This is a genomic window from Leptospira kmetyi serovar Malaysia str. Bejo-Iso9, from assembly GCF_000243735.2.
GTDB lineage: Bacteria > Spirochaetota > Leptospiria > Leptospirales > Leptospiraceae > Leptospira > Leptospira kmetyi.
Genome location: NZ_AHMP02000001.1, coordinates 47,661 through 70,173 on the forward strand (window position 1 = coordinate 47,661; position 22,513 = coordinate 70,173).

A 22,513-nucleotide genomic window follows, 5' to 3' on the forward strand; every position below is an offset into this window, starting at 1 on the left:
CGTTTGAGGTCTTATCACCGAATCTGTGCTTTAGTTTTTTATCTTCTCTGCGTCCCGTCGTTTTTGTTTGCGGACACCGTTCTTCTGAAGGACGGAGGCGTTCTTAGAAACGTAAAGGTTACGATGGGAGGCGAGGAGATTCTCGTCGAAGACGAGGCAGGGAATATTAGAAAAATTGCAACTGGTTCGGTGAAAAAGATCGTTATGGCCGATGTGAAAACGGAATCGTCGACTTCCGCATCGAACGTTCCGAAAAATCAAGGATCGAAAAAATCGAATTCTTCCGGATCCGGTCAAATGTCCTATTCGACGGGCATTTCCTTTTGGGAAACGAGCAAAGGAGAACCGGATCGGATCGGGAATTTTTCGATCCAAGTTCGTTCGATATTTCTTCAGGTGGAAACCCGATTCGAGGGCAGATACGGAATCACTTTAGGGTTGGAGAATTCTCGTTTCGATTTTCGCAGTTCTTCGAACGTATTCCTCAATCCGAGAGTCGCCGGTTCGGTCTTGGCCGCCCAGGATAACATTCAAAAAAATGAATATTCTACGGTTCTGCTCGGATTGTCCGCGTTATCGGAAGGGTATTCTCCTTATAGAACTTCGAACTCGTTTCGGGTAGAGACGGTTTCTTTTCTGCCGGGTTTGAAGTATTACCTTTTCGATGCGGAAAAATTTTCCTGGTTCGTTCAGTTCGCGTTCGGATTCGGCAGAAGTTACCGAACCGGAATGTACAACGATCCGTTTTTTCACGGGACCTTATTGTTGGGCTCGGGGATTCAGTGGAACGGCGAGTCCGTTTTTATCGGTCTCGCCGTGCAGATTCGAAATACGATTCTTTCCGGTCCGAACGTTTCGTATCGGTTTACGGAGCCGAGTCTTCAATTCTCCGTCGGAATCAAAATCTGATTTGTTTAAGGAAAAATCTTTCTGAATCCTTCGGGCAACGTTCCTAACTTGCGAGTCGAGTAATCCATAAAGACCACTCCCGTTTTCGCTTCGCAGATGATCTTGCCGTTGGCCGGTCCGTCCGCGTGCGTCATTCTATAATAGATATCGCAACCGCGTTGATTGAAATCTCCCGCGGTGATTTCCACGCGAATCTTATCTCTGAAAAAAGCCTCGGCCTTATATACGACCGCGATGTCCGTCATGATGATTCCGAGTCCGTCCACGTTGAGTTCGTTGTAATTGTGTTCCAAAAAGAATCGGGCTCTCGCTTCGTGAAGTAAGGAGATCACCCGGTCGTGCGCGAGATGGTCCGCAAAATTTACGTCGTAGATCCGAACGTCCAAATCGACGGACCATACGAATTTATTCGGGAGTTCCAGTTGAATTCTTGCCATGTTTATTCCTTGCTGTCGTGTCCTTCGGCTTTCGCTTTTTCCATCGCTCTTCGGATGATCTCCGCCGCGTCCTTCTCGCCTTGTTCTTCCTCTTCTCGAGAAAGCGGTTTTTGAGAATTCATACTTTCGATCATTTGATAATCCCTGATATAGGAATCCATCTTAGAATATTGAAGATACAAAAGAATCGAAGCGAACGCGCCGAGTAGGATCGCCGTTCTTTTTGCGGGAGCCTGGAGATAGGAAGTCAATGCGATATAAAATAAAAACGGAATGTACGCGGTGAACGCGACTCCGATCCCGATTCCGACAAAAAGATGAATCAATCCGCCGAAACTTTGGAGCAACAACGCGCTCCAGAACATTCCGAGAACCGCGGTGCTCGCCCTAAAATTCCTTTTCCAATTCGTGTCTCCTCCGCAGATCCAGGAGAAAAACATATAAAGAAGTCCTAATGTAGGAAACACGATCAAACTCGCGAGAATATAGGCGAGCGGCATTTCCAAAAACAAAAACGACCAAGGAGGATTGGAATATCCGCTCGGAGTCAATACGGTCATGCTGAGGACCGCGATCACGTATAAGAACCCCATGTAGATCAAACAACGAAGATACAAGGAGATAAGGGATTCTTCCGGCGCGTCGGAAAGTTTTTTGAAAAAAGAAACGGGTCGGATCAAAACGTCTCGAACTTCTTCGAGGACTTGTATAAAGGAAAACTGAAACATGAAATCTCCGCTTTCGCACAGGTTTTTGCGTAAAAGCGGGATGGCAAGACGAAAAGAAGATCGGTTTCGAATGTTCTTCGTTACGTCCGTTACGAAATTGTTTCAGGCTTTGGTCTTGCCGTTGTTCGGATGTTCGACTTTGCTGACTCCTTGCATGTATTCTTCCAAATACGTGTGATCGGTATAATCGAGCATCTTCGTAAAGTTTACGTGATCCCGTTCGTATCCGAGAATCGTTTCCAACGTCTTGAAGATGTTGAGTCCCGCGCTGATTTCTATGTCGGTTCCGCGGAATTGAAGCGGATGTTCGTAACCGGCCGCGTGCGTAACCGAAAGAACTTCCCTGCGTAAACCTTTGATGTAATTCGCGTTTCGTTCGGCTTTGAGTTCTATATCAAGACCCGCTTGCAACCAACGATTCTGCGTCGCGACTCCGGCCGGACAATGATCGGTATGACAACGTTGCGCTTGGATACAACCGATGGACATCATCGCTTCTCTGGCGACGTTGATCAGATCGCAACCCATCGCAAAGGCGACGATCGCGCGATCGGGAAATCCCAGCTTACCGCTTCCGATCCAAGCAATTCTTTCGGAGAGTTTTTCCTTTTGAAAGATCTGATAGACTCTCGCAAAACCGACCTTAAACGGAAGAGAAACGTGATCCGCAAAGGCGAGGGGAGCCGCGCCCGTTCCTCCTTCTCCGCCGTCGATCGTGATAAAGTCGGGGCCCTTGTTGGTTTGTTTCATTCTTTCCGCGAGTTCGTTCCAAAAATGAATTTCACCGATGGCGCTTTTGATTCCGACCGGAAGTCCGCTCGCGGCGTGGAGTTTTTCGATAAAGTCGATGAGTTCGCTTACGGTTCCGAACTCGGAATGTGCGTTAGGCGAAACACAATCTTGTCCCGCGGGCACTCCTCGGATCGCTGCGATCTGAGAGGTGACTTTTTTTCCGGGGAGAATTCCTCCTTTGCCGGGTTTGGCGCCTTGGGAGAGTTTGATCTCGATCATTCTCACCTGAGGATTTTCTTGAATCTTTTGACCGAAAAGATCCAGGGAAAAATTTCCTTTTTCATCTCTCGCCCCGAAATAACCCGTTCCGATCTGCCAAACGATATCGCCGCCTAACTGGTGATAGGGGCTGATCCCGCCTTCGCCGGTGTTTTGATAACAATGCGCCATCATCGCGCCTTTGTTCAAAGCGGAAACCGCATTCTTACCGAGCGAACCGTACGACATCGCGGAGATGTTGACGACGGAAGGTGGACGAAACGGTTTTTTACGATTGTGAAATTCGCCGATGACTTTCAAACATGGGATCATCGAAGAATCGTTTTTGAGATGTTTTACTTTCGATTCGGGAAACGGAAACGCGCTGTGTTTGATGATCGGATAACCCGCTTCGTAAAGAAGTTCGGTCGTCCCGAATCCGAAGTTGTTGTTTTGTTTTTTCGCCGTCGCGTAAACCCAGGAACGTTCCGCTCGATTGAACGGCATTTCCTCCTTATCGTTGGCGACCCAGTATTGTCTGAGTTCCGGTCCTATCGTTTCGAAAAGATAACGGATTCTTCCCACGAGAGGAAAGTTATGTTTGATTGCATGTCTTCTTTGAACGATGTCGTGAACGAGTGCGATGAGAGTGTAAGTTCCCAAAGCGTAGAAGAGAGAAGACCAAGGATTTTCCAAAATGAACTGCACGAACGTAGAAAAGTTTGGAATTTGCATCCGGCAATTCTGCACCTTTCGAAAAGGTTTCGCAAGAAATATTTTTACTAAAGGGAGGAATCTTCTTTGTGTTTGTAAACGAATTCTTTCGAGAATTCTCCCCGTTTGTTCATCTTCGCTCCGATAAAATGAGAACCGTCTTGTAATACAAAACTGTTACTTTTCACCCAATCGCCCGTGTTGATGATTCTAAGATGGGGAATACAAAGAAAGTCGTGCGTGTGGCCCGAGATCAAAACCCGATCGCCTTGGTGTGTAATTCTCGAAAGACGTTCGTAGTATTTGAGAATTTCCTCGGTCGTAGTCGGATCCTGTCTGTTCAGATGTTTTTGATAAAACGCTTCCGAAAAACGGAATAGGTTCGGAACGAGAAGAGCGATCGCATGCAAAAAACGTAATAAAAAGATCGAACCGATCCAAGTAAAACGATTGTATTGTCCTTGATGGCCGTGAACTGCGATGAGGGTTTCGGTTTCCGTTTTTTCGCAGACGTTCCAATCTCTTTCCTTTAGATATCTTTCGATCTTGGGCGGAAGGTTCATCAGATAGGAAGTCGAATCGTGATTTCCTACGATATAAATTTTGTTTCCGCCGAGCGCCGATAACGAATCCAATCGATCGAAGAGTTTGTTGAATTTCTTTTTACTTCTGCGGAGCTTACGCGAGGCGCTGAAGAACCAATTCTCGATGATATCGCCCACGAGATAGATCGTTTGAAAGCGGACGTTCTTTTTTTCGAGATGATCGAGGAACTGGAACAGTTCCTTGTGTTTGTGGGATTTTATTTTTTTATTGAGAAGGTAGTGAACGTCCGAAAGAAAAATTCCTTCATAGACTTTATCCCTTTCAAATTTCATCGGAAAGTCGGTTCAAAATCAATCTGACGGATCGGAGCGTCGCTGTCAAACGATTCCGCCCCGATTCTTTTCAAGGGAGAATAAAATTCGATTACAACTTAGGTTGTTCGGTCGTTCGCGAAATCGTCGAAAACGAAACCGCGAGAATTTTTTGCAATAGATACGAAAGATACGAGGATACAAATTTTTTAAAGAATCTGAAACCGTTCCCGAGCTTCCTTTTCGAGTTTTTCTCTGTGATCGGGATGTGCGATTCCGATCAAGGCCTTGGCTCTTTGCCGTAAATTTTTTCCGTAAAGGTTCGCGACTCCGTATTCGGTTACGACGTAGTGAACGTGCGCGCGGGTCGTGACGACGTCGGCTCCGGGTTTGAGAATGGAAACGATTCTAGATTCTCCCTTAGCCGTGGAAGAGGGAAGTGCGATGATGGGTTTGCCTCCTTCCGACAAAGACGAACCTCGTATAAAATCCATCTGACCGCCCACGCCGGAATACTGTCTCGTTCCGATCGTGTCCGCACAAACCTGTCCGGTTAAGTCCACTTCCACCGCGGAATTGATCGCGGTGACCTTCGGATTTTTTCGGATTACGTGCGGATCGTTGATATAACCGATGTCGAGCATCGCGACTTCCGGATTGTCGTCGATAAAGTCGTAGAGTTTACGGGTTCCCATCACGAAACCGGAAACGATTTTGCCCGGATGTTTTTTCTTATGAATCCCGGTGATGATTCCCTTTTGAACGAGTTCCATCACTCCGTCCGAAAACATCTCCGTATGAATTCCCAAGTCCTTATGAGACGTTAGACACGCTAGAACCGCATTGGGGATCGCGCCGATTCCCATCTGCAGCGTGGCTCCGTCTTCGACGAGAGAAGCTACGTTCTTTCCGATCGCGAGTTCGACTTCGGACGGAGCTTCGGAAACGTGTTCGTGCAAAGGAAGATTTCCTTCCACAAAAGAACGGATTTGTTTTACGTGAATGATTCCGTCTCCGTGAGTACGGGGCATGTTTTCGTTGACTTGTGCGATCACGACCTTGGCGGTTTCGACGGCGGCCTTGCTGATATCGACGGAAACTCCGAGAGAACAAAAACCGTGTTTATCGGGAGGAGAAACTTGGATGAGCGCTACGTCCAAGGGAAGAATTCCGTTTCGAAACAAGGACGGACATTCGCTTAAGAAAATCGGAATATAATCTCCTCTTCCTTCTTCAACGGCCTTGCGCGTGTTCGCCGCGACAAAAAGGGCGTTCGTAAAAAACTTTCCTTCCATGCCGGGTTCCGCATAAGGAGCTTTTCCTTCGGTATGGAGATGAATCATTTCCACGTTAGTCAGCTCGTGAGCCCGCGCGGTTAATGCTTCGATCAAAAGCGAAGGGGCGGCCGCGACGCTGTGAACAAAAACCCTTTGACCCGCTTGGACGGACGAAAGAGCCGAATTTGCGGAAATAAATTTATCATTCATAAGAATTCAGAACCTTTTTTCGAAGGATTCTCGGAAAAGAAATAAAGCGTTCAATCCATTTTTAATGTTTTTCTATCTACAGGAAATTGACATTTCGCAAGCTATCCAATATGTCTTCTCATTCCCCTCGTAACATCTATGTAAAATCCGAACCGATGCTGATCTTCGTGCTCGCGGCCGTTCAGTTCACGCATATTCTCGACTTCGTAATCATGATGCCTCTTGGAAGTTATTTTCAGGAAGCGTTTCATATCAATCCGAGAGAATTCTCCTTTTTAATTTCCGCATATACTTACAGCGCGTTCGTCGCGGGAATCATAGGCGCGCTTTTTATCGATCGATTCAATCGAAAGTCCGCGGCGATTTTTTTATACGCGGGTTTTATTTTAGGAACCGCGTTTTGCGCCGTCGCGAATTCGTATTATCTTCTTTTGGCAGCGAGAATTCTTTCCGGAGCTTTCGGAGGAATTTTAAGTTCCATTATCTTTGCGATCGTGGGAGACGTGATCGCGATGGAAAGAAGAGGGCGCGCGACCGGTGCGATCATGGGAGCTTTTTCCGTAGCTTCGGTGATCGGAATTCCCGTGGGTTTGAAGATCGCGGAATATTACGGATGGAACATGTCCTTTGCCGGAATCGTTCTGTTGAGTCTTCCGATTTTGGTTTTGATGTATTATCATTTACCGAGTATTCCTCCGTTTCAATCGGCAGGGGAGAATCCGGTTCAGAACTTTGTCCGAATTCTAACCTATAGAAGATACATGGCTTCTTATATGCTGATCATGTTCGTGATTCTCGGGGGTTTTACCGTGATTCCGTTTATCGCGCCGTATATGGAAAGAAACGTGGGAATTCCTAAGGAGAATATTCCTTGGATCTATTTCTTCGGCGGTCTTGTGACTTTCTTTTCTTCCCGTGTGATCGGAATCATTTCGGACAAGATTGGCAAACACAAGGTATTCTATATTCTGGTTCCGTTATCTTTCATTCCGATTTGGATCATGACCAATCTCGGACAAACCTCTCTCGTAAACGTTTTGATTCTTACGACTGCTTTTATGGTGATCGTTTCGGGAAGATGGATTCCGGCTTTAGCCTTGATCACTTCTACGACCGAACCTCGGGATCGGGGAAGATTCATGACCGTGATCTCCGCCTTACAAAACCTCGCGTCCGGACTCGGCGCGACGATCGGTGGAAGTATTCTCGTGGCGGCGACTCCGACTTCTCCGTATCAAAACTACGACGTTGCGGGATATCTCGCGATGGGGTTTAACGTGATCGCGATCATTTTGATTTCCAGAGTGAAGGCCGTTTCGTAAGAACGGTTGTATTTGTAGTGGACCGCGCGCACGAAGTGCGCGCGGGGATTCTCCTTACGCCGAACCGATTTCTTTCTTGCAGAAAGAGATTTTTCTTCTTTGGAAAGAAAATTCTAAAAAAAATTGCTCTGTTCTTGACATTTTAATGAGACAGAATATTCTGCGGCCACACGAAAAGGAGGTGGTCTAGTGAATGATAGTTGTTGTAAACAATTGACCTGTGAGGTGGCTGAGCAATAGCCCGGGTTTCACTTGCAATACAGCCGTAGTCGGGGCATTGCAATACAATCAGACCACTGGCCTTTCTGAGTTTCGAGAACTGGTCATTCTCGGGCTTCCGATCCCGACAGATCGATGTCGACGAAACGTTGCAGTCGCTCAGAAGGTTTCCCTCTTTCCGAAATTCTTTCCCTTGGAAGTCCCTTCGAACAAACCGAAAATTCTTCTCTTTTTTCCAACCCCTTGAGATTCAGGTAGAATGAAACGTGCCCTTATCTTATCCGGAGGCGGAGCCCGAGGCGCTTACCAAGCGGGTGTTCTTCGTTACTTGGAAGAGATCCAATTTAAGCCGGACATTATCTGCGGTACTTCCGTGGGAGCGATTACCGCGACCGCGATGGGTTGCGGGATGAACGCCGCCGAAATCACGAAGTTGTGGAAGTCCATCGAAGCGAAGAAGGTGATGCGTTATTCGATCTGGAACGACTTGGTCGATATCTTCGTGAAAAGTTATTCGCCGTTAACCGATACGACCCCGCTTAAGAATCTGCTTTATTCCCATCTTGACTTCCGCAAATTGAGAAAGAATCCGATCGAGGTCATCATTACTGCGGTCAACATTCTCACCGCGGAGCTTGTCTTTTTTAGAAACAAGGAAATCGATATAGAACACGTGATGGCGTCGTCCGCGATCCCCATGTTTTTCCCTTGGCAATACGTGGACGGAAAACCGCATTGGGACGGAGGAGTGATGGCAAACACTCCGATTCTTCCCGCGGTCGAACGAGGAGCGACCGATATCGTCGTTGTTCTTTTGTCTCCTGTCGGAGGAATCGATATGGGTTTGCCGAAGACAAGAAGAGAAGGTTTGGAACGGGTTTTCGAACTTTCTTTGATCGGTTCGTTTCAAACCGTGATGTCCAATTTGAACTTCGAGAAAAAAATGAAGAAGGGAAAAAAGTCGAAACTCTCTTCGCTCTTATCGATTCCGAGCGCGGATCGTCCCGAGTTGAAGATTCGTACGATCGGTCCCAGAACCTCGCTCGGTTTCGGAAGTATTCTGAACTTTTCGCAGGTTCAGGCGGATTATCTGATCACCCGTGGATACGAGGACGCAAGAATTCAGTTCGGCGAATATTAGAATATTATGGAAGAGTTATTCGTTAAAAACGGACATTTCGCGGGTAAGGACGGAACGATCTATCAGCTCCGCGGAGTCAATCTTTCCGGTTCGGCAAAAATGCCTTCTAAGCCGGACGGAACCACCTACTTCGATCAAACCTTAACTTTTTTTAATCATAGAAACGTTTCGTTCGTAGGACGTCCTTTGGAAGAGAATCAAGCCGCCGAACATTTCGATCGGCTTCGGAAATGGGGATTCAACTTCTTGCGGTTTCTCATAACGTGGGAAGCGATCGAACACAAAGGTCCCGGTAAATACGATAACGAATACATAGACTACGTGGAAAGAATGGTCGCGCTCGCCGCACAAAAAGGTCTTTATCTTTTTATCGATCCGCATCAGGACGTTTGGTCCCGTTTTACCGGAGGCGACGGCGCGCCCGGTTGGACCTTGGACGAAATCGGAATGGACATCTCCAAGATTCGAGATTCCGAAACCGCGATCGTTCATCACTTTCAGGGTAGAAACTACCGAAGAATGTCCTGGCCCTTGAATTATCAAAAATACGCGACCGCCACGATGTTCTCGCTTTTTTTCGGCGGAAAAGAATTCGCACCCGACGCAAAGATCGGAGGAAAAAACGTTCAGGATTTTTTACAGGATCATTATATCGATTCCGTTCTTAAGATCGTTCGCAAACTCAAAAAATATAAAAACGTGATCGGCTTCGACACGTTAAACGAACCTTCTCCCGGGTGGATCGGCAAAAAGAATTTAGGAGAATTTGACGGATTCGGTTTCGGTAAGGTGATCAAAACTTCTCCGTTTAAGGAAATGTATCTTTCCGAAGGCCGCGCGGTTTCGGCGGAACAAGCGTATATGCTCGGGTTCTGGAGTTTGCCTTGGGGAAAAGTCCGTTTGAATCCGAACGGGGTTCCGCTTTGGAAACGGGGACAACAGTGTATTTGGAGAACGCACGGGGTTTGGGATTACGATCCGAACGGAGCTCCGATGATGTTAAAGCCGGAATACTTCTACAAAAAGAACGGAAGAAAATACGATTTTTATTCCGACTTCATGCATCCTTTTATCAAAAAGTTTAAGGAACGAGTTCAAAAGGTGGAAAGCCGTTTTCATATTTTTATAGAAAGCGATCCGGCCCGACTCGAACTGGAATGGAAAGAATCTCCCAAAAAGAATCACGGTTCCGTAGTCAACGCGACGCATTGGTATGATATATCGGTGCTCATGCTCAAACGATATTATCCCTGGTTCGGAGTTCATATCTTTAAACAAAAACCGGTATTCGGAAAAGAGAATATAGATAAGGCCTACGAAGATACGATTCGAATGATTCGCGAAATGTCCGAAAAGAATATGGGAAATTGTCCGACCGTTATCGGAGAGACGGGAATTCCGATGGATATCAATCAGAGAACCGCGTATCTCAAAAAAGATTACGGAGTTTTGGAAAAAGCCCTCGACCGCGTCATGAAGGCTGTGGAAAAAAATTTCGTAAATCTTGCATTGTGGAATTATACCCCCGATCATACGCACAGTCTCGGCGACCGATGGAACGAGGAAGATCTATCGATCTATTCCATGGACACTCCGACTTCGTATGACGAAGACGGAGGAAGAGCGGTGCGCGCGTTCAGTCGTCCGTATCCGATTCGAACCAAGGGTTTACCCGCGGCTTTGTCCTTTGATATGGAACGATCCTTGTTCAAGTATTCGTTCCGGCAAGAAGGGGATTTGTTTCCGGAAACGGAAATTTTCATACCGGAAATTCATTATAAAAACGGATTCGAAGTTTTAGTGAACGCCGGTACGTATCAATATGATTCTCGCGCCAAAATATTAAAATTTAAGGGAGAAAAAGGAATTCTTCATTATGGAATAACTATTCTCCCGTCCAAAAAATCACTTTTCAGGGAACAAGATCGGGTTAAAGTGGTTCCGAATACTCAAAAGAGGAAGATTAGATGAAAAAAGTTCTTATGATTTCCCTAAGCGCTCTTGCAGTTCTTTCATTGACTGTAATGTGCGGCGGACCGAAACATTCTGCTGAAGAATGCGCTCCTATCGTAGAAGAAATGTTAACCAATCTTACTGCCGGACAAAAAGCGGAAGACACTGCAAACATCGCGACTATGAAAGCGACTTTAGTTCCGGTATTGCAAAAAGAATGTATGTCCGGAAAATTCGATCTTACTTGTCTTAAATCTGCAAAAAGCATTCCTGCAATCCAGGCTTGTAAGAAATAAGATTTTTCCAATTCGCACCTCGTTCGTCGTTCGATGACGAGGTGTTGAATTCTTTTTCTTTCTTTCTTTCCTCTCTTTTCTCTTCTCTTCGTTATAATTCATTCATCCATTAAGAAGAATCCTTCTTCTTCCGAATAACAGCCGTGTTCTCGGTACGGGCCCGAAGGATAAAAATGAATTCTTTGCGCGTATCTTCTTCCGATTTTCATACAACTCAAACAGATGTCCCAGCGGATCGCCCAGTCGCATTCTTCCTTTCGGTAGGAGGGGAATACGCGGAGTAAGGGTTTGGTTTCCGCTTTTTCGGGCTCGGTGCTTTGTAGAAAGAAGTTGGTTCCTATGGGTAGGATGAGAAGGACCGTGAGCAGAATTTTCGTGATCGTTTTTGTTTGCATCGGGTTTTACGGATTGTTGAAGTTGCGTTTTGCTGCTCGTCGCATCGCGGCTACGTCGTTCTTTTTGTCGGATAAGAATTCAAGAATTCGCGAAGTTCCGGCGCGTATCTTTTATTTTCTTTTATTCTTACTATCGAAACACGTTCTCGAACCAAGAAGAATAAAATTTGAGTTTTTCTTTGCTTTTTGAGATTGGAACTTCCCGCGTTTTGAGTCGGACTGTTGTTGTATGTAGGTGCAATCCCCTTGAATCCTTTGTCCGTTGTCTTACTTAGTTATCGTAAGCGACTTTGATGTTGCAATGTGCGCGGCGTTTGCCCGCTTACGATCTGCTCGTTGCCGCGGTGACGTAACTTGGAACCGTAAAGGTTGAAGTTTTAGAAAAACGAGGAGCGTCCGCACATGGGGAGAATCATTCTTTCTGAAAATCAAAAGGTAAGAACAAGGCTCTCCGTGGACGGTGTTTCGTGCGTTGAAACGTTTTTGATTCCGGAAGAATATTTGGCTCGTTTGAGTTCGGAAGGTCGCAAACAACTGCCCGAAAAGATTCGAAGGCTTTTGAGAAGATGCGGGAAACATATTATTGCGATGCATCGTTTGAATCCAAAACCGGGAAAAACGATGCATCAAAGGGATTGCGGTCGTTTGGTTCGTTTTAACGTAAGAATGGATACTGCGCTCGGTGCAATTCTCGGTTCTTTCGCGGCATCTCACGGGGTGTCCCGCTGTTTTCTTGTGAATTATCTGCTTTGGATGGATGAAGTAGGGATCGCAGATTCTATCTTTGAAACCTTGAGTGTGGGAACTCCATCCTTCCACGACGTATACAGAAATATTCTGACCCTCGACTTAGCCTCGAACACGATCACTCGCGAATTCACGTTCGAACCAAACCCGATTTACGCCCAAGATTTGGATTTCAGGAGCTATTTCCCGCCGGATTCTTACAAATTTATCTAAACGTAAGACAAGGCCGCACGGAGGACACGTGCAACGCGCAGCCGATTCACCAATTGCGGCGGGCAGGGCCGCGTGGACAACCAGCACCGCTTATAGCTTTTCCATTGGAGCATCAAGAACGCGCCTACTTACACATAAGAAGAGTCATAGGATCCGTAAAAATTACAAGATAGATCCGACTACGAGAGAAAAATCGCACCTTCTCATACCTTCACAAAAATTCGACGAACCCAAATTTATGACGATACGAGCTCTCATCTCAAACGATAGAATTGTCTAAACAACGAAACTGCGACATACTACAAAATTCTCAGGACCGACACCCGACACCCATGCCGAGCCAAACAATCATATAAAACAAGAAGTGAACCTCATGAAAGAACGAAACCGACCACAACAATCCCATCCAAAACTACAACCACAATCAAACGCGATCAACAAAACCCGCAAGACCAACAACAAGGCTATAAAATTCCTTCTCATCCTAACGACGATGTACGTCTACGCGTTCGGATATGTAAACGAACCGATCCACGCATTCGATCACAAACACACACAATGGAACAACGAACTCAAAAAATACGTCAAAGAAGGAAACGTAGATTATTCCACCTGGAAAAAAAATCAAAGCGGACTCGATGCCTATCTGCAAATCTTGAGCGCGGTCGACGAAAAGGAATATTCTTCGTTTAACAATTCGGAAAAGCTGAGCTTCTTGATCAACGCGTACAATGCGTTTACCATCCGATTGATCTTGGATCATTATCCGCTGAAAAGCATCAAGGAACTCGGAGGACTTTTTTCGGGACCGTGGAAATTGGAATTCTTCAGTTTACTCGGAAGTAAAAAGAATCTGGATTGGATCGAACACGAAAAATTGCGGAAGGATTTTCAAGAACCGAGAATTCACTTCGCCATCAACTGCGCGTCCAAAGGATGTCCGCCGCTTTTCGAACAATCTTTTCAAGCGCCTAAACTCGAAGAACAACTTATCTATGTCTCAAAACGATTCCTCACGGATCGAAACTACAACCGATACGATTCTTCCCAAAAGATTCTTTATCTTTCCAAAATCTTCCAGTGGTTCGGAGGAGATTTTACCCGCAAAAGCGGAAGTTTGATTTCATTTTACAATTCCAATTCGGGACTTTCACCCGTCCCGGCGAATGCGGAGATTCGATATCTCGATTACGACTGGAATTTGAATCAAACGAAATAATCTTTTGCCCCGAGAAAAAAAACCTCGATCCTGAAAAAAAGCCCAAATCGCTCTGTTAACTCTGGATAGAAGGAAAGGAACGGCAAAGGAATTTACTTGAAATCGGGTTTCCCATCTTCAACTTAGTTCCAATGACCACCCGGAAAGATTTTATGGATGCTCTCTACCGAGAGTACAGTGGAAAAATCTTTGATTTTCTCTATAAATACAGCTCCGGGAATCCTGAGGTCGCGATGGATCTCATGCAGGATACGTTCCTGAATTTTTTCAGGAAATATTCCGATTCGAATATCGATCGAGAACAAGCGATTCGTTTGCTCTACACGATCGCTCGAAACAGATCCATCAATCATTCTCGGAAGTTTTCCACGGTAAAAGAAAGTGGAAATCCGGAAATGCAGGACTTTCAGGAACAAAAGCTTTCCTTCGTCAGAAAGACCGAACTTAAGGATTTGGAAGAACGTCTTCTGGAATGTTTGGACGAACTGGAAGAAGACGAGAAATATGCTTTGATTCTTCGGTTCATGGAAGACTACAATCTGACGACGATTGCGGAAATTATGGGTATATCGGTTTCGACCGCTTCTCGTCTGATCGTAAAAGCGACTGCGAAAGTGACCGAGATCGCCGAAAAAAAGAATTTGAAACCCTGATTAAGAGTTATAGATAAAAATGGAAGAATCGGGAATGGAAAGGGAAAAGAAGATTCAAGAAATTCTGCTGGATGGGAAGCAGAACGATTTAAGTCCTTCTGTGGAATGGCTGGCCAAAGGTCTAGGCAATTCCTGGGTCGAATATTCACCCAAGGCGAGCGACTTCGAGTCTCTTTATGCCCGCGCACTTTCCCCCGACGACAAAACTCGAAGCTCCGACAACCCAAAGAGAGAATCCTCCAAAGTTCTTTTTTTCTCCGATTTTAGAAAGAATCGATTGGCGATCGGTCTTTCCGCCGCGGCGATTTTTCTGCTCGCGGTAACATTAGGATATTATTCTATTCTTAAAAACCAAACTCCTCTCGGCGTCGAAAAGGGCGGAGTGGAAATTTCCCAGGTGGAAGGGGAAGCCTATCTTACTTCCTCCGATCCGAAAGACAAAATTCTTTTAAAACCCGGAGTTCGAATCCAAGAAGGCCAAAGAGTCGTAACGGGACCGAACGCGATTCTCAATTTGAAAGTTTCGGACGGTATCGCTGTACGAATCCTTTCGGATTCGGAAGTTTCTTTCCGATGGATCGATCTTTCCACACATTATAAAATCGGAATCGATCTTGAAAAAGGCGAACTGCTCGCTCACATTCATAAGAATCTTAAAAAAGAAGAATTCATCGTCCGTTCCGAAAACGTAAGCGCCGAGGTTCGGGGCACGAGTTTTAGTTTTCAAAATGTTCCGGGTGAAGGAACTCGAGTCCGAGTTTTGGAAGGTCGCGTCGCGATCAGCGCTCGAGAAGAATCTCAAAAAACCGCTCCGGAAGGAGAACAGGTTCTCGAGCCGAACCAGGGAATTTTCGTAAACCAAAAAGGTTTTGTTCGGAGCCGTTTGAACGATTCGGAAAAGGACCGTCTCGGTCTTGAGTTCGAAAAGCTCCCGATCGAAAGTATTCCCAGGGACAAAAACCGGGCTTATTCTAGCAAACAAGAACTCCTAACGGAGTTTCAAAGAATGGAAAAAATCGTTCTTACGGATGGAAAGACGATCGAAGGCGTCATCGTGGATATGGACGAAAACGCGATGTATGTTCAAACCCTGGAAAAGGAAATCACCATTCAAAGGGAAGCCGTCTCCGAGGTGATTCAACTCCACTGAGGGCAAATTCTCTTTGACAGTCGGCCGGTAAATCGGGAAATTTAGTCCTCGAGGACCCTGCATGACACAAGACGACCCCGGTAAAAAAAGAATCTTCAGCAATTATATCATCGACCGGGACTTTCAACTCAAGTTCTTATTGAATTATTCCTTACTCATCGTTTTCGGCTTATTGCTCACGGTCGGATTTCTCTATTGGTTGAACTACACGAAGTTCGATAAGGGAGTCGTTTTTCGTTTGAGAAACGATCCGGTCAAAGTATATCAAAAGGGATTCGAAGAACAGAACGGAGTCGAAAAGGAAAAGTTCGTGGAACGGGAAATCTTTCTGCCGGATTACGATCACAGACTCGACATGTTTACGATCCAAGTGAATGGAATTCTTCTTTTGTCCGGTTTGTTTTTAGGAATGACCGCGATCTTTACGGTGATCTATTCTCATAAGATGGCCGGTCCGGTTTATAACATCAAAAATCATCTTAGAAAATTAGCGAACGGCGACGAACCCGTTAAAAAAATCAAAATCCGAAAAGGCGACGAGTTTCAAGAACTCGCTGATCTTTTGAATCAAGTCATAGAAAAAAGAATCAACAACCATAAGAGCTGAATTCTTTCGTTCCCGTTTTGGAAATTAATTGTGGATTTTTTTCCAAAGCGCGATAAGTTTCTTCGGTATGATTCGTAAGGTTTTGCTTTTTAGTTTTTTCGTTTCGTTTTTTCCCCAATTCGTTTTCGCGGAAGAAGAAGTCGCGATCGCTCTTTTCGTAACGGGGAAAGTTCAGTATTCTCAAGCGGGTAAAACGGAAACCCTCAAAAAGAATGTGGTTCTTACGAAGTCGGCCAAGGTGGAAACCGGTGAAGGAAAAGCCGATCTTCAGTTGGGCGCAAACGCGGTGATCCGACTCGCGCCTTTTACAAAGATCGAAATCGCCGAACTCTTTTCGGACGGATCCAAAAATACGACGAAGGTCACCTTGGTTTCCGGTAAACTTTTTGCCAACGTTCAAAAATCGAATAAGAAAGAAGATTTGGAAGTAAGTTCTATTTCCTATACGGCGGGCGTTCGAGGAACTCAGTTTGTTGTGAGCGAGGAAAAAACCAAAGCTCCGAGAAACGAGGATTCGGATATTCCCGACGGAGTTTTCGTAAACGAGGGGCAGGTTGCCGTTCAATCTTCTTCCGGCGGAGAATTGGACGTTAAGGCCGGGGAACAGGCTTCTTGGAACGGAAAAGAACTTCTTATGGAACCTTTGAAAGAATTCATGAAGGAAAAAATGAAGATCATCCAAAACTTCAAGACGATCAAGGCCGAAAATTATCAGATGCTCAAGGATCAGAAACTGAAAAACAAGGAGCTTCTGGAGAATTTTCCAAAATCATAATATTCTAATAATCTTGAATTTGTTCTCGTGCGCGAAAGAACGCCTGCTCGCCTGCGGCTCGCAGGCTGACGCGAGCCAGATCACAACATCAAACCCGCGAGAACCGAAACCGAACCGCAAACCCTTTCTTACAACGGATTGGCCTTGATAAATTGAATGACCACCTCGGCCAATTCTTCCCCTTTATCCTCTTGCAAAAAATGACCTCCGTTCGCGATCGTAACGTGTTTTTGTCCTTTTGCGCCCGGAATCAATCTTCGAAAAAAAATATCTCCGCCCTTTGTGATCGGATCCTGATCGCTGAACGCGGTGAGAAACGGTTTTTTCCAAGTCTTTAAAATTTCCCAAGCCTTTCGGTTCGGCTCCGAGGCGGGATCGTCCGGTGAAATCGGAACCAAGGCCGGAAATTTTTTCGCGGCCGCTTTGTAGGTTTCGTTTGGATACGGAGAATCGTAAGCCGCTACGATTTCTTTTGTGAGTTCGGAAACACATCCGTTCTTAACGATGCTTCCGATTGCAAGACGTTTTACGTTTTGTGAAAAATGTCTCCACTTGAGAAAATCTTCTTTGGGTGGAATATCCCCGGTGGGTAGAAAAGTGTTGGCTGCAACGATTCTTGAAAAACGTTCGGAATGTTCCGCCGCGACGCGAAGTCCTAAAAGTCCGCCCCAATCCTGACAAAAAAGAGTTACGTTTTTGAGATCTAAATTCTCCACAAACTCTCGTAACCAATCCACGTGCGCTTGATACGAAAAGAAAGAAGGATCGTCCGGTTTATCGGATTTTCCGAAACCGATCAGATCGGGCGCGATCGTACGATAACCCGCGCGCGCCAAAGGTGGAATCATCTTTCGATACAAATAAGACCAGGACGGTTCTCCGTGTAAAAGAAGAACGGTTTCCGTTGCGTCCTTCGGACCTTCGTCGACGTAGTGCATTCTTAGGTTTTGGACCTGCAAATAGTTTGGCGTAAAACTATAACCGGGTAGGTTTTCAAAGGAAGAATCCGGGGTTCTCAAGATTTCCATAGGGGCTATAGGTTGCCCGGCTTTGTGATTTCGGAAAGCGTTTTTCGGAAATTTCTTTCGAACGGGAAGAAACGCACGAGGAAACGGATTTACCGAATTATAGAAAAGAAGGGGGATTATTTTCTGTTGCTTAATTCATAGAAGATATTTTAACTTTCAAAATAAGCGGAAGCCCCGGAAAGCCACGGCGACAAGGCGGTTTTCGCGTCGAAAAAGAACTTGAAATGGCTCGGATTCGGATTCTTCCCGAATTCAAAATCGAAAAGTGACTGAATCCTATTCAATCGATTCTGTGGAATGGAATGATTCCTCGGATGTTTCATCATTCAGGGGATATTCAATTCGCTTATGGCTTGGATCCGGAACTTTTTTCTTTTCAACGACAACGTTCAACTTCTTCCGAGCACGTACGATCCGATTCTGATCGTTTTGTCGATTCTCGTTTCCATTTTTTCCTCCTTTATCGCGTTGCAGATGATCGGGCAGAGTTCCCCGGATTCATCCCGAACGGGAAAACTTCTGATTCTTTTTGCGGCCAGCCTCGCGTTGGGTTGCGGAGTTTGGGCGATGCATTTTATCGGGATGTTATCGTTTCAGTTATGCGTTTCCGTTTCGTATGATAAAACGCTGACGATCGTTTCTATGTTCCCGAGTTTTATCGCCTCGATGATCGCTCTTGCGTATGTCGGAAGACCGAAGATTCATTGGGTGGAATTGGTCGTCGGGGGCGTGTTGGTCGGTTCCGGGATCGGATCCATGCATTACACGGGAATGGCCGCCATGAGAACGGACGTTTTACTTCGATACGACCCGATCTTTTTCGCACTTTCCATCTTGGTCGCGGTCGTTCTTGCGATTCTTTCCCTTTGGGTTCGTTTCGGTTTATCCGATTTGAAACTGAGCAAAAACGTTTCCACTCTCGTCGCCGGATCGGTGATGGGACTTGCAATTTCCGGAATGCATTATACCGGTATGTTCGCCGCGAGATTTATCGGACTTCCGGAAACTTCGTTGAACGGCGCGCCTTCCAATCCTACCTTTTTGGCTCTGGCGGTTTCGATCACTACGATCACGTTCACGTTATTCACCTTTGCCGTGAACGCGTTTATCCGTTACCGCAAACTCGTGAACAATCTTCGCGTCAGCGAAACTCGCATGAGGGCGATCGTGACAACGGCCGTCGACGGAATTTTTACGTTGAACGCCAACGGAACGATTCTCGATTTCAACGAATCGGCGGAAAAAATTTTCGGTTATCAAAGTTCGGAAGTGATCGGTAAGAATATCGATCTTCTTCTTCCAGAAGCGGCGCTCAGTCGAAACAATCCCGATCCAAACGATCCGGAAGGGCGTCGTCTTTTAGGAAAGTATATCGGTACCGGGCAAGAATCTTTCGGGATGCGAAAAAACACGGGTAGATTTCCGATCCGTCTTGCGGTCGGTTACGCTCAACTTCCGAACGAAGGAATTCTCGTGGGCTTTGTCACGGATATCAGCGAACAGAAGATGATCGAGAACGCTTTGAAACAAAGCGAACTTCAGAAACGTTCGTTGATCGAAAACATTCCCGGTGTCACCTATCGTTGTCTTTTTAACGATAAATGGACGATCGTGTTTTTGAGCGAAGCGATGGAGAAGTTAACCGGTTATCCCGTTTCCGATTTTATGGAACCGAATCCCAAACGATACTTCGTGGATTTGATCATTCCCGAAGACAAAGAACCCATCGGTGCGGTCGTCGCGGAAGCGGTTCGGATGAGAAAGTCTTTCGTTTTGGAATATAGAATTCTCGATCGATACGGCGAAATCAAATGGTGCTGGGGCCACGGTAGCGCAATTTTCGGAGGAAACGGAGAAGTTCTTTTTTTGGACGGTGTCATTTTGGACATCACCGAAAGAAGAAACATGGAAGAAGAATTGAGAAGATCCATGGAAAAAGCGGAACTCGCCGCGTTGACCAAAACTTCCTTTCTCGCCAATATGAGTCACGAGATCCGAACGCCTATGAATTCGATCATCGGTTTTACCGAGGTTCTTCTTTCCGCGGAACCTAAAAAAGAACAGATCGGTCATTTGGAAATCATCAAGGGTTCCGCCAAATCTTTGTTACGTCTTTTGAATGATATTCTCAACACCGCGAAACTCGAAAAGGGGGCGGTGGAACTCGAGATCAACACGTTCTCCCTTTTTAAATTGATAAGCGAATTGAAATCCATCTTCGGTTTGAACGCGCGCAAAAAAAATCTGGAATTCGAAGTGATCCGAGACCCGAATCTCAACGAGTTTTTTATCGGAGATTCTTTACGGGTGCGTCAGATTCTCACCAATCTGATCGGAAACGCGATTAAGTTCACCGATCGCGGAAAGGTCACTTTCGAAATCAAATTCGAAAATCCTTATATTCATTTTTCGATTCGGGATACGGGAATCGGAATCCGAGCGGATCGTTTGGAGAAAATTTTCGAACCGTTCACACAAGCCGACATTTCCACCACGAGAAGATACGGCGGAACCGGACTCGGAACCACGATCTGTAAACAGCTCACCGATCTGATGAAGGGCGAAATCTGGGCGGAAAGTAATTTCGGAAAGGGCAGTGTGTTTCACGTTAGACTTCCTTTGAGTCCGAACACGAGTTTGGACTCCAACAAGGAGAAATCGCTCGACTTCCGTTATCCGAAACTGAGAATTCTGATCGTGGACGATATGGAAAAGAACACCGAACTTCTAAAACTTCTTCTTTCCAAGGAAGGGCATACGATCACCTCGGCTCTGAGCGGGGAAGAAGCTGTGCAAATCTACGCAGAAGAAACGTTCGATCTGATCTTTATGGACGTTCAGATGCCGGGAATCGACGGACATGAAACCGCAAGGATCATCCGTTTTCACGAGATGCAGGAAAACGTCCAAAGAACTCCGATCATCGCTCTGACGGCGAGCGTGTTTCAAGAGGATCGGGACGCCGCGAAAGAATCGGGTATGGACGGATTTGTCGCGAAGCCGATCGATCTTCCGGAATTGTTAAGCGAAATGGCCGCCGTGTTGCATTTGAACGGAGTTTCTCCGGTTCCCAAAGCGGAGAAGGTTTCTTCGCTCGAGGTCCCGAACGATTCCGAAAAGGAAAGAATGAAAATTCTTTTCGTGGAGATTCTCGACAATTTCCAAAGAGGAACCATCGAAGACGAACCACTCAACGAATTTCTACGGTTGATTTCCGGAAAGGTGGAAGAGGAGCGGATCGAAAGATTTATCTCCAACGTGAATCAGTTCGAGTTGGAAGAGGCGCGTTCCCGATTGTATGAATTTTCAGAATTTTTGAATATTCCAGGAATTTAAAGTAAATGAGTATAAATACGAATTCTCAAACGAAGATTCTCATCATAGACGACGAGGCCGCGAATCTTCAAGTCTTGAAACAGATTTTGAGTTCCGATTATAAGTTATTCTTCGCTAAAGACGGTTACAAAGGAATCGAACTCGCGAAGTCCGAAAAACCGAACATCATTCTTTTGGACGTGATGATGCCCGGTATGACGGGGCACGAAGTTTGTAAGATTCTTAGAACCGAACCTTCCACCTCGAGAATACCGGTCATTTTCGTTACCGCGATGGCGGATGAAGAAGACGAGGCCGACGGTTTTACCGCGGGCGCTGTGGATTATATCACCAAACCGATCAGCCCCGCGATCGTAAAGGCGAGAGTCAAAACACATCTTTCTTTGGTCCGCAACGAAGAATTGAGGGAAACAAGACTTCAGATCATTCAAAGACTTGGACTTGCGGCGGAATATAAGGACAACGAAACCGGTCTTCACGTGATTCGAATGAGTCATTATTCCCGCATCATCGCTCTTGCTTCCGGTTTTTCTCCCGATTGTGCGGAAGATCTTCTGCACGCTTCGCCGATGCACGATATCGGGAAGATCGGCATTCCGGATCATATATTACAAAAACAAGGTAAACTAACTCCGGAAGAATGGGCGGTGATGCAAAAACATCCCGCGATCGGAGCCGAGATCATCGGCGATCACGATTCCCGGCTTTTGCAGTTGGCTAAAACGATCGCACAAAACCATCACGAAAAATGGGACGGTTCCGGTTATCCCAACTCGTTGAAAGGTGACGAGATTCCGGTCGAAGCCCGCATCGTCGCCTTGGCCGATGTCTTTGACGCGTTGACTACAAAACGTCCTTATAAAAAAGCTTGGGAAATTTCCGATGCGATCGAATACATTCGGAAAGAATCGGGTAAACATTTTGATCCGAATTTGATTCCGGTTTTTCTAGACGTGATGCCGAAACTTCTCGAAGTGAAGGAACGTTGGGCGGAGAGCTGAAATGATAATGCCGCCGAATTTTGGTCATTGCATAGAATCAGATTCTTGCCAATGAAAATCGGATTCGTTTTTATGGACGATTCTTCTGAAAATGAATTCGGACAAGAAGATGAATCGCCGAACGTTTTGTTGATATTGTTTCTTTTTGGAAGAAATGGATTCGAACGCGGAAAGTGTTCCGATGTACCAGAGTTTACAAAAGAGCCTTGTTCTAATGCGACATAATGTACATTATCGGAAGTTCTCTATTATGTCTAGAATATCGAAAATTCTCCCCTCGAGCCCTTGTACGCCGGGCTTTTTTTCGTGTGATTTTTGATTCTTGATTTTTTGTTC

The 22,513-nt window shown here is 45.7% G+C and carries 20 protein-coding genes; 13 read left to right on the forward strand and 7 right to left on the reverse strand.

Annotated elements, in window-relative coordinates; all coding sequences use genetic code 11:
* Positions 1–3: 3 nt before the first annotated feature.
* Positions 4–909: a hypothetical protein gene (locus LEP1GSC052_RS00255; RefSeq protein ID WP_010572504.1), complete on the forward strand. Its 906-nt coding sequence runs from the start codon at positions 4–6 to the stop codon at positions 907–909.
* A 5-nt stretch (positions 910–914) separates the two neighbouring features.
* Here LEP1GSC052_RS00255 and LEP1GSC052_RS00260 read toward each other — a convergent pair whose 3' ends face one another.
* The 5 genes from LEP1GSC052_RS00260 to LEP1GSC052_RS00280 all read right to left on the reverse strand — a co-directional run bounded on the left by LEP1GSC052_RS00260 (position 915) and on the right by LEP1GSC052_RS00280 (position 6,122).
* The gene (locus LEP1GSC052_RS00260) at positions 915–1,346 is read right to left on the reverse strand and encodes an acyl-CoA thioesterase (protein ID WP_010572503.1); all 432 of its coding nucleotides are present in this window, start codon (positions 1,344–1,346) and stop codon (positions 915–917) included.
* 2 nt (positions 1,347–1,348) lie between these two features.
* Entirely contained in the window at positions 1,349–2,074 is a 726-nt protein-coding gene (locus tag LEP1GSC052_RS00265; RefSeq protein ID WP_010572502.1) for a Yip1 family protein, read from the reverse strand.
* Between the two features lie 102 nt (positions 2,075–2,176).
* A complete protein-coding gene (locus LEP1GSC052_RS00270; RefSeq protein WP_010572501.1) occupies positions 2,177–3,799 on the reverse strand; it encodes an FMN-binding glutamate synthase family protein in 1,623 nt (540 codons plus the stop codon).
* A gap of 47 nt (positions 3,800–3,846) precedes the next feature.
* Positions 3,847–4,656 carry a UDP-2,3-diacylglucosamine diphosphatase gene (locus LEP1GSC052_RS00275; protein ID WP_020985398.1) on the reverse strand — a complete coding sequence of 270 codons (810 nt, stop codon included), beginning with the start codon at positions 4,654–4,656 and terminating at the stop codon, positions 3,847–3,849.
* Between the two features lie 188 nt (positions 4,657–4,844).
* Complete coding sequence (locus tag LEP1GSC052_RS00280; RefSeq protein WP_010572499.1) at positions 4,845–6,122, reverse strand: acetyl-CoA hydrolase/transferase family protein; 1,278 nt, start codon at positions 6,120–6,122, stop codon at positions 4,845–4,847.
* A 110-nt stretch (positions 6,123–6,232) separates the two neighbouring features.
* On the opposite strand from LEP1GSC052_RS00280, the gene LEP1GSC052_RS00285 reads away from it, so the two are divergent.
* The 4 genes from LEP1GSC052_RS00285 to LEP1GSC052_RS00300 all read left to right on the forward strand — a co-directional run bounded on the left by LEP1GSC052_RS00285 (position 6,233) and on the right by LEP1GSC052_RS00300 (position 11,053).
* Complete coding sequence (locus LEP1GSC052_RS00285) at positions 6,233–7,444, forward strand: MFS transporter (RefSeq protein ID WP_010572498.1); 1,212 nt, start codon at positions 6,233–6,235, stop codon at positions 7,442–7,444.
* A gap of 478 nt (positions 7,445–7,922) precedes the next feature.
* On the forward strand, positions 7,923–8,804 hold the full coding sequence (locus tag LEP1GSC052_RS00290) for a patatin-like phospholipase family protein (protein ID WP_010572497.1): 882 nt from the start codon (positions 7,923–7,925) through the stop codon (positions 8,802–8,804).
* 6 nt (positions 8,805–8,810) lie between these two features.
* The gene (locus LEP1GSC052_RS00295) at positions 8,811–10,775 is read left to right on the forward strand and encodes a glycoside hydrolase family 5 protein (RefSeq protein ID WP_010572496.1); all 1,965 of its coding nucleotides are present in this window, start codon (positions 8,811–8,813) and stop codon (positions 10,773–10,775) included.
* A complete protein-coding gene (locus LEP1GSC052_RS00300) occupies positions 10,772–11,053 on the forward strand; it encodes a TIGR04454 family lipoprotein (RefSeq protein ID WP_010572495.1) in 282 nt (93 codons plus the stop codon). The genes LEP1GSC052_RS00295 and LEP1GSC052_RS00300 overlap by 4 nt, the downstream gene beginning before the upstream one ends.
* 98 nt (positions 11,054–11,151) lie before the next feature.
* Here the strand turns inward: LEP1GSC052_RS00300 and LEP1GSC052_RS20630 are convergent, their stop codons facing one another.
* Positions 11,152–11,448, reverse strand: coding sequence for a hypothetical protein (locus LEP1GSC052_RS20630; protein ID WP_010572494.1), 297 nt, complete (start codon positions 11,446–11,448; stop codon positions 11,152–11,154).
* Between the two features lie 402 nt (positions 11,449–11,850).
* Here LEP1GSC052_RS20630 and LEP1GSC052_RS00315 point away from each other — a divergent pair, with 402 nt between their 5' ends.
* The 6 genes from LEP1GSC052_RS00315 (at position 11,851) to LEP1GSC052_RS00340 (ending at position 16,812) form a co-directional block, all read left to right on the forward strand.
* On the forward strand, positions 11,851–12,408 hold the full coding sequence (locus LEP1GSC052_RS00315) for a DUF1564 domain-containing protein (protein ID WP_010572201.1): 558 nt from the start codon (positions 11,851–11,853) through the stop codon (positions 12,406–12,408).
* Between the two features lie 373 nt (positions 12,409–12,781).
* On the forward strand, positions 12,782–13,627 hold the full coding sequence (locus tag LEP1GSC052_RS00320; protein ID WP_010572492.1) for a DUF547 domain-containing protein: 846 nt from the start codon (positions 12,782–12,784) through the stop codon (positions 13,625–13,627).
* A gap of 152 nt (positions 13,628–13,779) precedes the next feature.
* On the forward strand, positions 13,780–14,280 hold the full coding sequence (locus tag LEP1GSC052_RS00325) for an RNA polymerase sigma factor (protein ID WP_010572491.1): 501 nt from the start codon (positions 13,780–13,782) through the stop codon (positions 14,278–14,280).
* A 19-nt stretch (positions 14,281–14,299) separates the two neighbouring features.
* The gene (locus LEP1GSC052_RS00330; RefSeq protein WP_010572490.1) at positions 14,300–15,430 is read left to right on the forward strand and encodes a FecR family protein; all 1,131 of its coding nucleotides are present in this window, start codon (positions 14,300–14,302) and stop codon (positions 15,428–15,430) included.
* Positions 15,431–15,491: 61 nt separating this feature from the next.
* Positions 15,492–16,037, forward strand: a complete 546-nt coding sequence (locus LEP1GSC052_RS00335; RefSeq protein WP_010572489.1) for a HAMP domain-containing protein — start codon at positions 15,492–15,494, stop codon at positions 16,035–16,037.
* 67 nt (positions 16,038–16,104) lie between these two features.
* A complete protein-coding gene (locus LEP1GSC052_RS00340; protein ID WP_040912667.1) occupies positions 16,105–16,812 on the forward strand; it encodes a FecR family protein in 708 nt (235 codons plus the stop codon).
* Between the two features lie 128 nt (positions 16,813–16,940).
* Here the strand turns inward: LEP1GSC052_RS00340 and LEP1GSC052_RS00345 are convergent, their stop codons facing one another.
* A complete protein-coding gene (locus LEP1GSC052_RS00345; RefSeq protein ID WP_020985401.1) occupies positions 16,941–17,840 on the reverse strand; it encodes a haloalkane dehalogenase in 900 nt (299 codons plus the stop codon).
* 348 nt (positions 17,841–18,188) lie between these two features.
* Between LEP1GSC052_RS00345 and LEP1GSC052_RS00350 the strand changes: the two genes are divergently transcribed.
* Together LEP1GSC052_RS00350 and LEP1GSC052_RS00355 are read left to right on the forward strand one after the other, a co-directional pair.
* On the forward strand, positions 18,189–21,176 hold the full coding sequence (locus tag LEP1GSC052_RS00350) for an MHYT domain-containing protein (protein WP_010572487.1): 2,988 nt from the start codon (positions 18,189–18,191) through the stop codon (positions 21,174–21,176).
* 5 nt (positions 21,177–21,181) lie between these two features.
* Entirely contained in the window at positions 21,182–22,177 is a 996-nt protein-coding gene (locus LEP1GSC052_RS00355) for a response regulator (protein WP_010572486.1), read from the forward strand.
* Positions 22,178–22,513 lie beyond the last annotated feature (336 nt).

What these genes read in the sequence shown, in the direction of transcription:
- LEP1GSC052_RS00260 (WP_010572503.1), bottom strand. Translation starts at nt 1,346, where the DNA reads ATGGCAAGAATTCAACTGGAACTCCCGAATAAATTCGTATGGTCCGTC.
- LEP1GSC052_RS00265 (WP_010572502.1), bottom strand. Translation starts at nt 2,074, where the DNA reads ATGTTTCAGTTTTCCTTTATACAAGTCCTCGAAGAAGTTCGAGACGTT.
- LEP1GSC052_RS00270 (WP_010572501.1), bottom strand. Translation starts at nt 3,799, where the DNA reads ATGCAAATTCCAAACTTTTCTACGTTCGTGCAGTTCATTTTGGAAAAT.
- LEP1GSC052_RS00275 (WP_020985398.1), bottom strand. Translation starts at nt 4,656, where the DNA reads ATGAAATTTGAAAGGGATAAAGTCTATGAAGGAATTTTTCTTTCGGAC.
- LEP1GSC052_RS00280 (WP_010572499.1), bottom strand. Translation starts at nt 6,122, where the DNA reads ATGAATGATAAATTTATTTCCGCAAATTCGGCTCTTTCGTCCGTCCAA.
- LEP1GSC052_RS00285 (WP_010572498.1), top strand. Translation starts at nt 6,233, where the DNA reads ATGTCTTCTCATTCCCCTCGTAACATCTATGTAAAATCCGAACCGATG.
- LEP1GSC052_RS00290 (WP_010572497.1), top strand. Translation starts at nt 7,923, where the DNA reads ATGAAACGTGCCCTTATCTTATCCGGAGGCGGAGCCCGAGGCGCTTAC.
- LEP1GSC052_RS00295 (WP_010572496.1), top strand. Translation starts at nt 8,811, where the DNA reads ATGGAAGAGTTATTCGTTAAAAACGGACATTTCGCGGGTAAGGACGGA.
- LEP1GSC052_RS00300 (WP_010572495.1), top strand. Translation starts at nt 10,772, where the DNA reads ATGAAAAAAGTTCTTATGATTTCCCTAAGCGCTCTTGCAGTTCTTTCA.
- LEP1GSC052_RS20630 (WP_010572494.1), bottom strand. Translation starts at nt 11,448, where the DNA reads ATGCAAACAAAAACGATCACGAAAATTCTGCTCACGGTCCTTCTCATC.
- LEP1GSC052_RS00315 (WP_010572201.1), top strand. Translation starts at nt 11,851, where the DNA reads ATGGGGAGAATCATTCTTTCTGAAAATCAAAAGGTAAGAACAAGGCTC.
- LEP1GSC052_RS00320 (WP_010572492.1), top strand. Translation starts at nt 12,782, where the DNA reads ATGAAAGAACGAAACCGACCACAACAATCCCATCCAAAACTACAACCA.
- LEP1GSC052_RS00325 (WP_010572491.1), top strand. Translation starts at nt 13,780, where the DNA reads ATGGATGCTCTCTACCGAGAGTACAGTGGAAAAATCTTTGATTTTCTC.
- LEP1GSC052_RS00330 (WP_010572490.1), top strand. Translation starts at nt 14,300, where the DNA reads ATGGAAGAATCGGGAATGGAAAGGGAAAAGAAGATTCAAGAAATTCTG.
- LEP1GSC052_RS00335 (WP_010572489.1), top strand. Translation starts at nt 15,492, where the DNA reads ATGACACAAGACGACCCCGGTAAAAAAAGAATCTTCAGCAATTATATC.
- LEP1GSC052_RS00340 (WP_040912667.1), top strand. Translation starts at nt 16,105, where the DNA reads ATGATTCGTAAGGTTTTGCTTTTTAGTTTTTTCGTTTCGTTTTTTCCC.
- LEP1GSC052_RS00345 (WP_020985401.1), bottom strand. Translation starts at nt 17,840, where the DNA reads ATGGAAATCTTGAGAACCCCGGATTCTTCCTTTGAAAACCTACCCGGT.
- LEP1GSC052_RS00350 (WP_010572487.1), top strand. Translation starts at nt 18,189, where the DNA reads ATGGCTTGGATCCGGAACTTTTTTCTTTTCAACGACAACGTTCAACTT.
- LEP1GSC052_RS00355 (WP_010572486.1), top strand. Translation starts at nt 21,182, where the DNA reads ATGAGTATAAATACGAATTCTCAAACGAAGATTCTCATCATAGACGAC.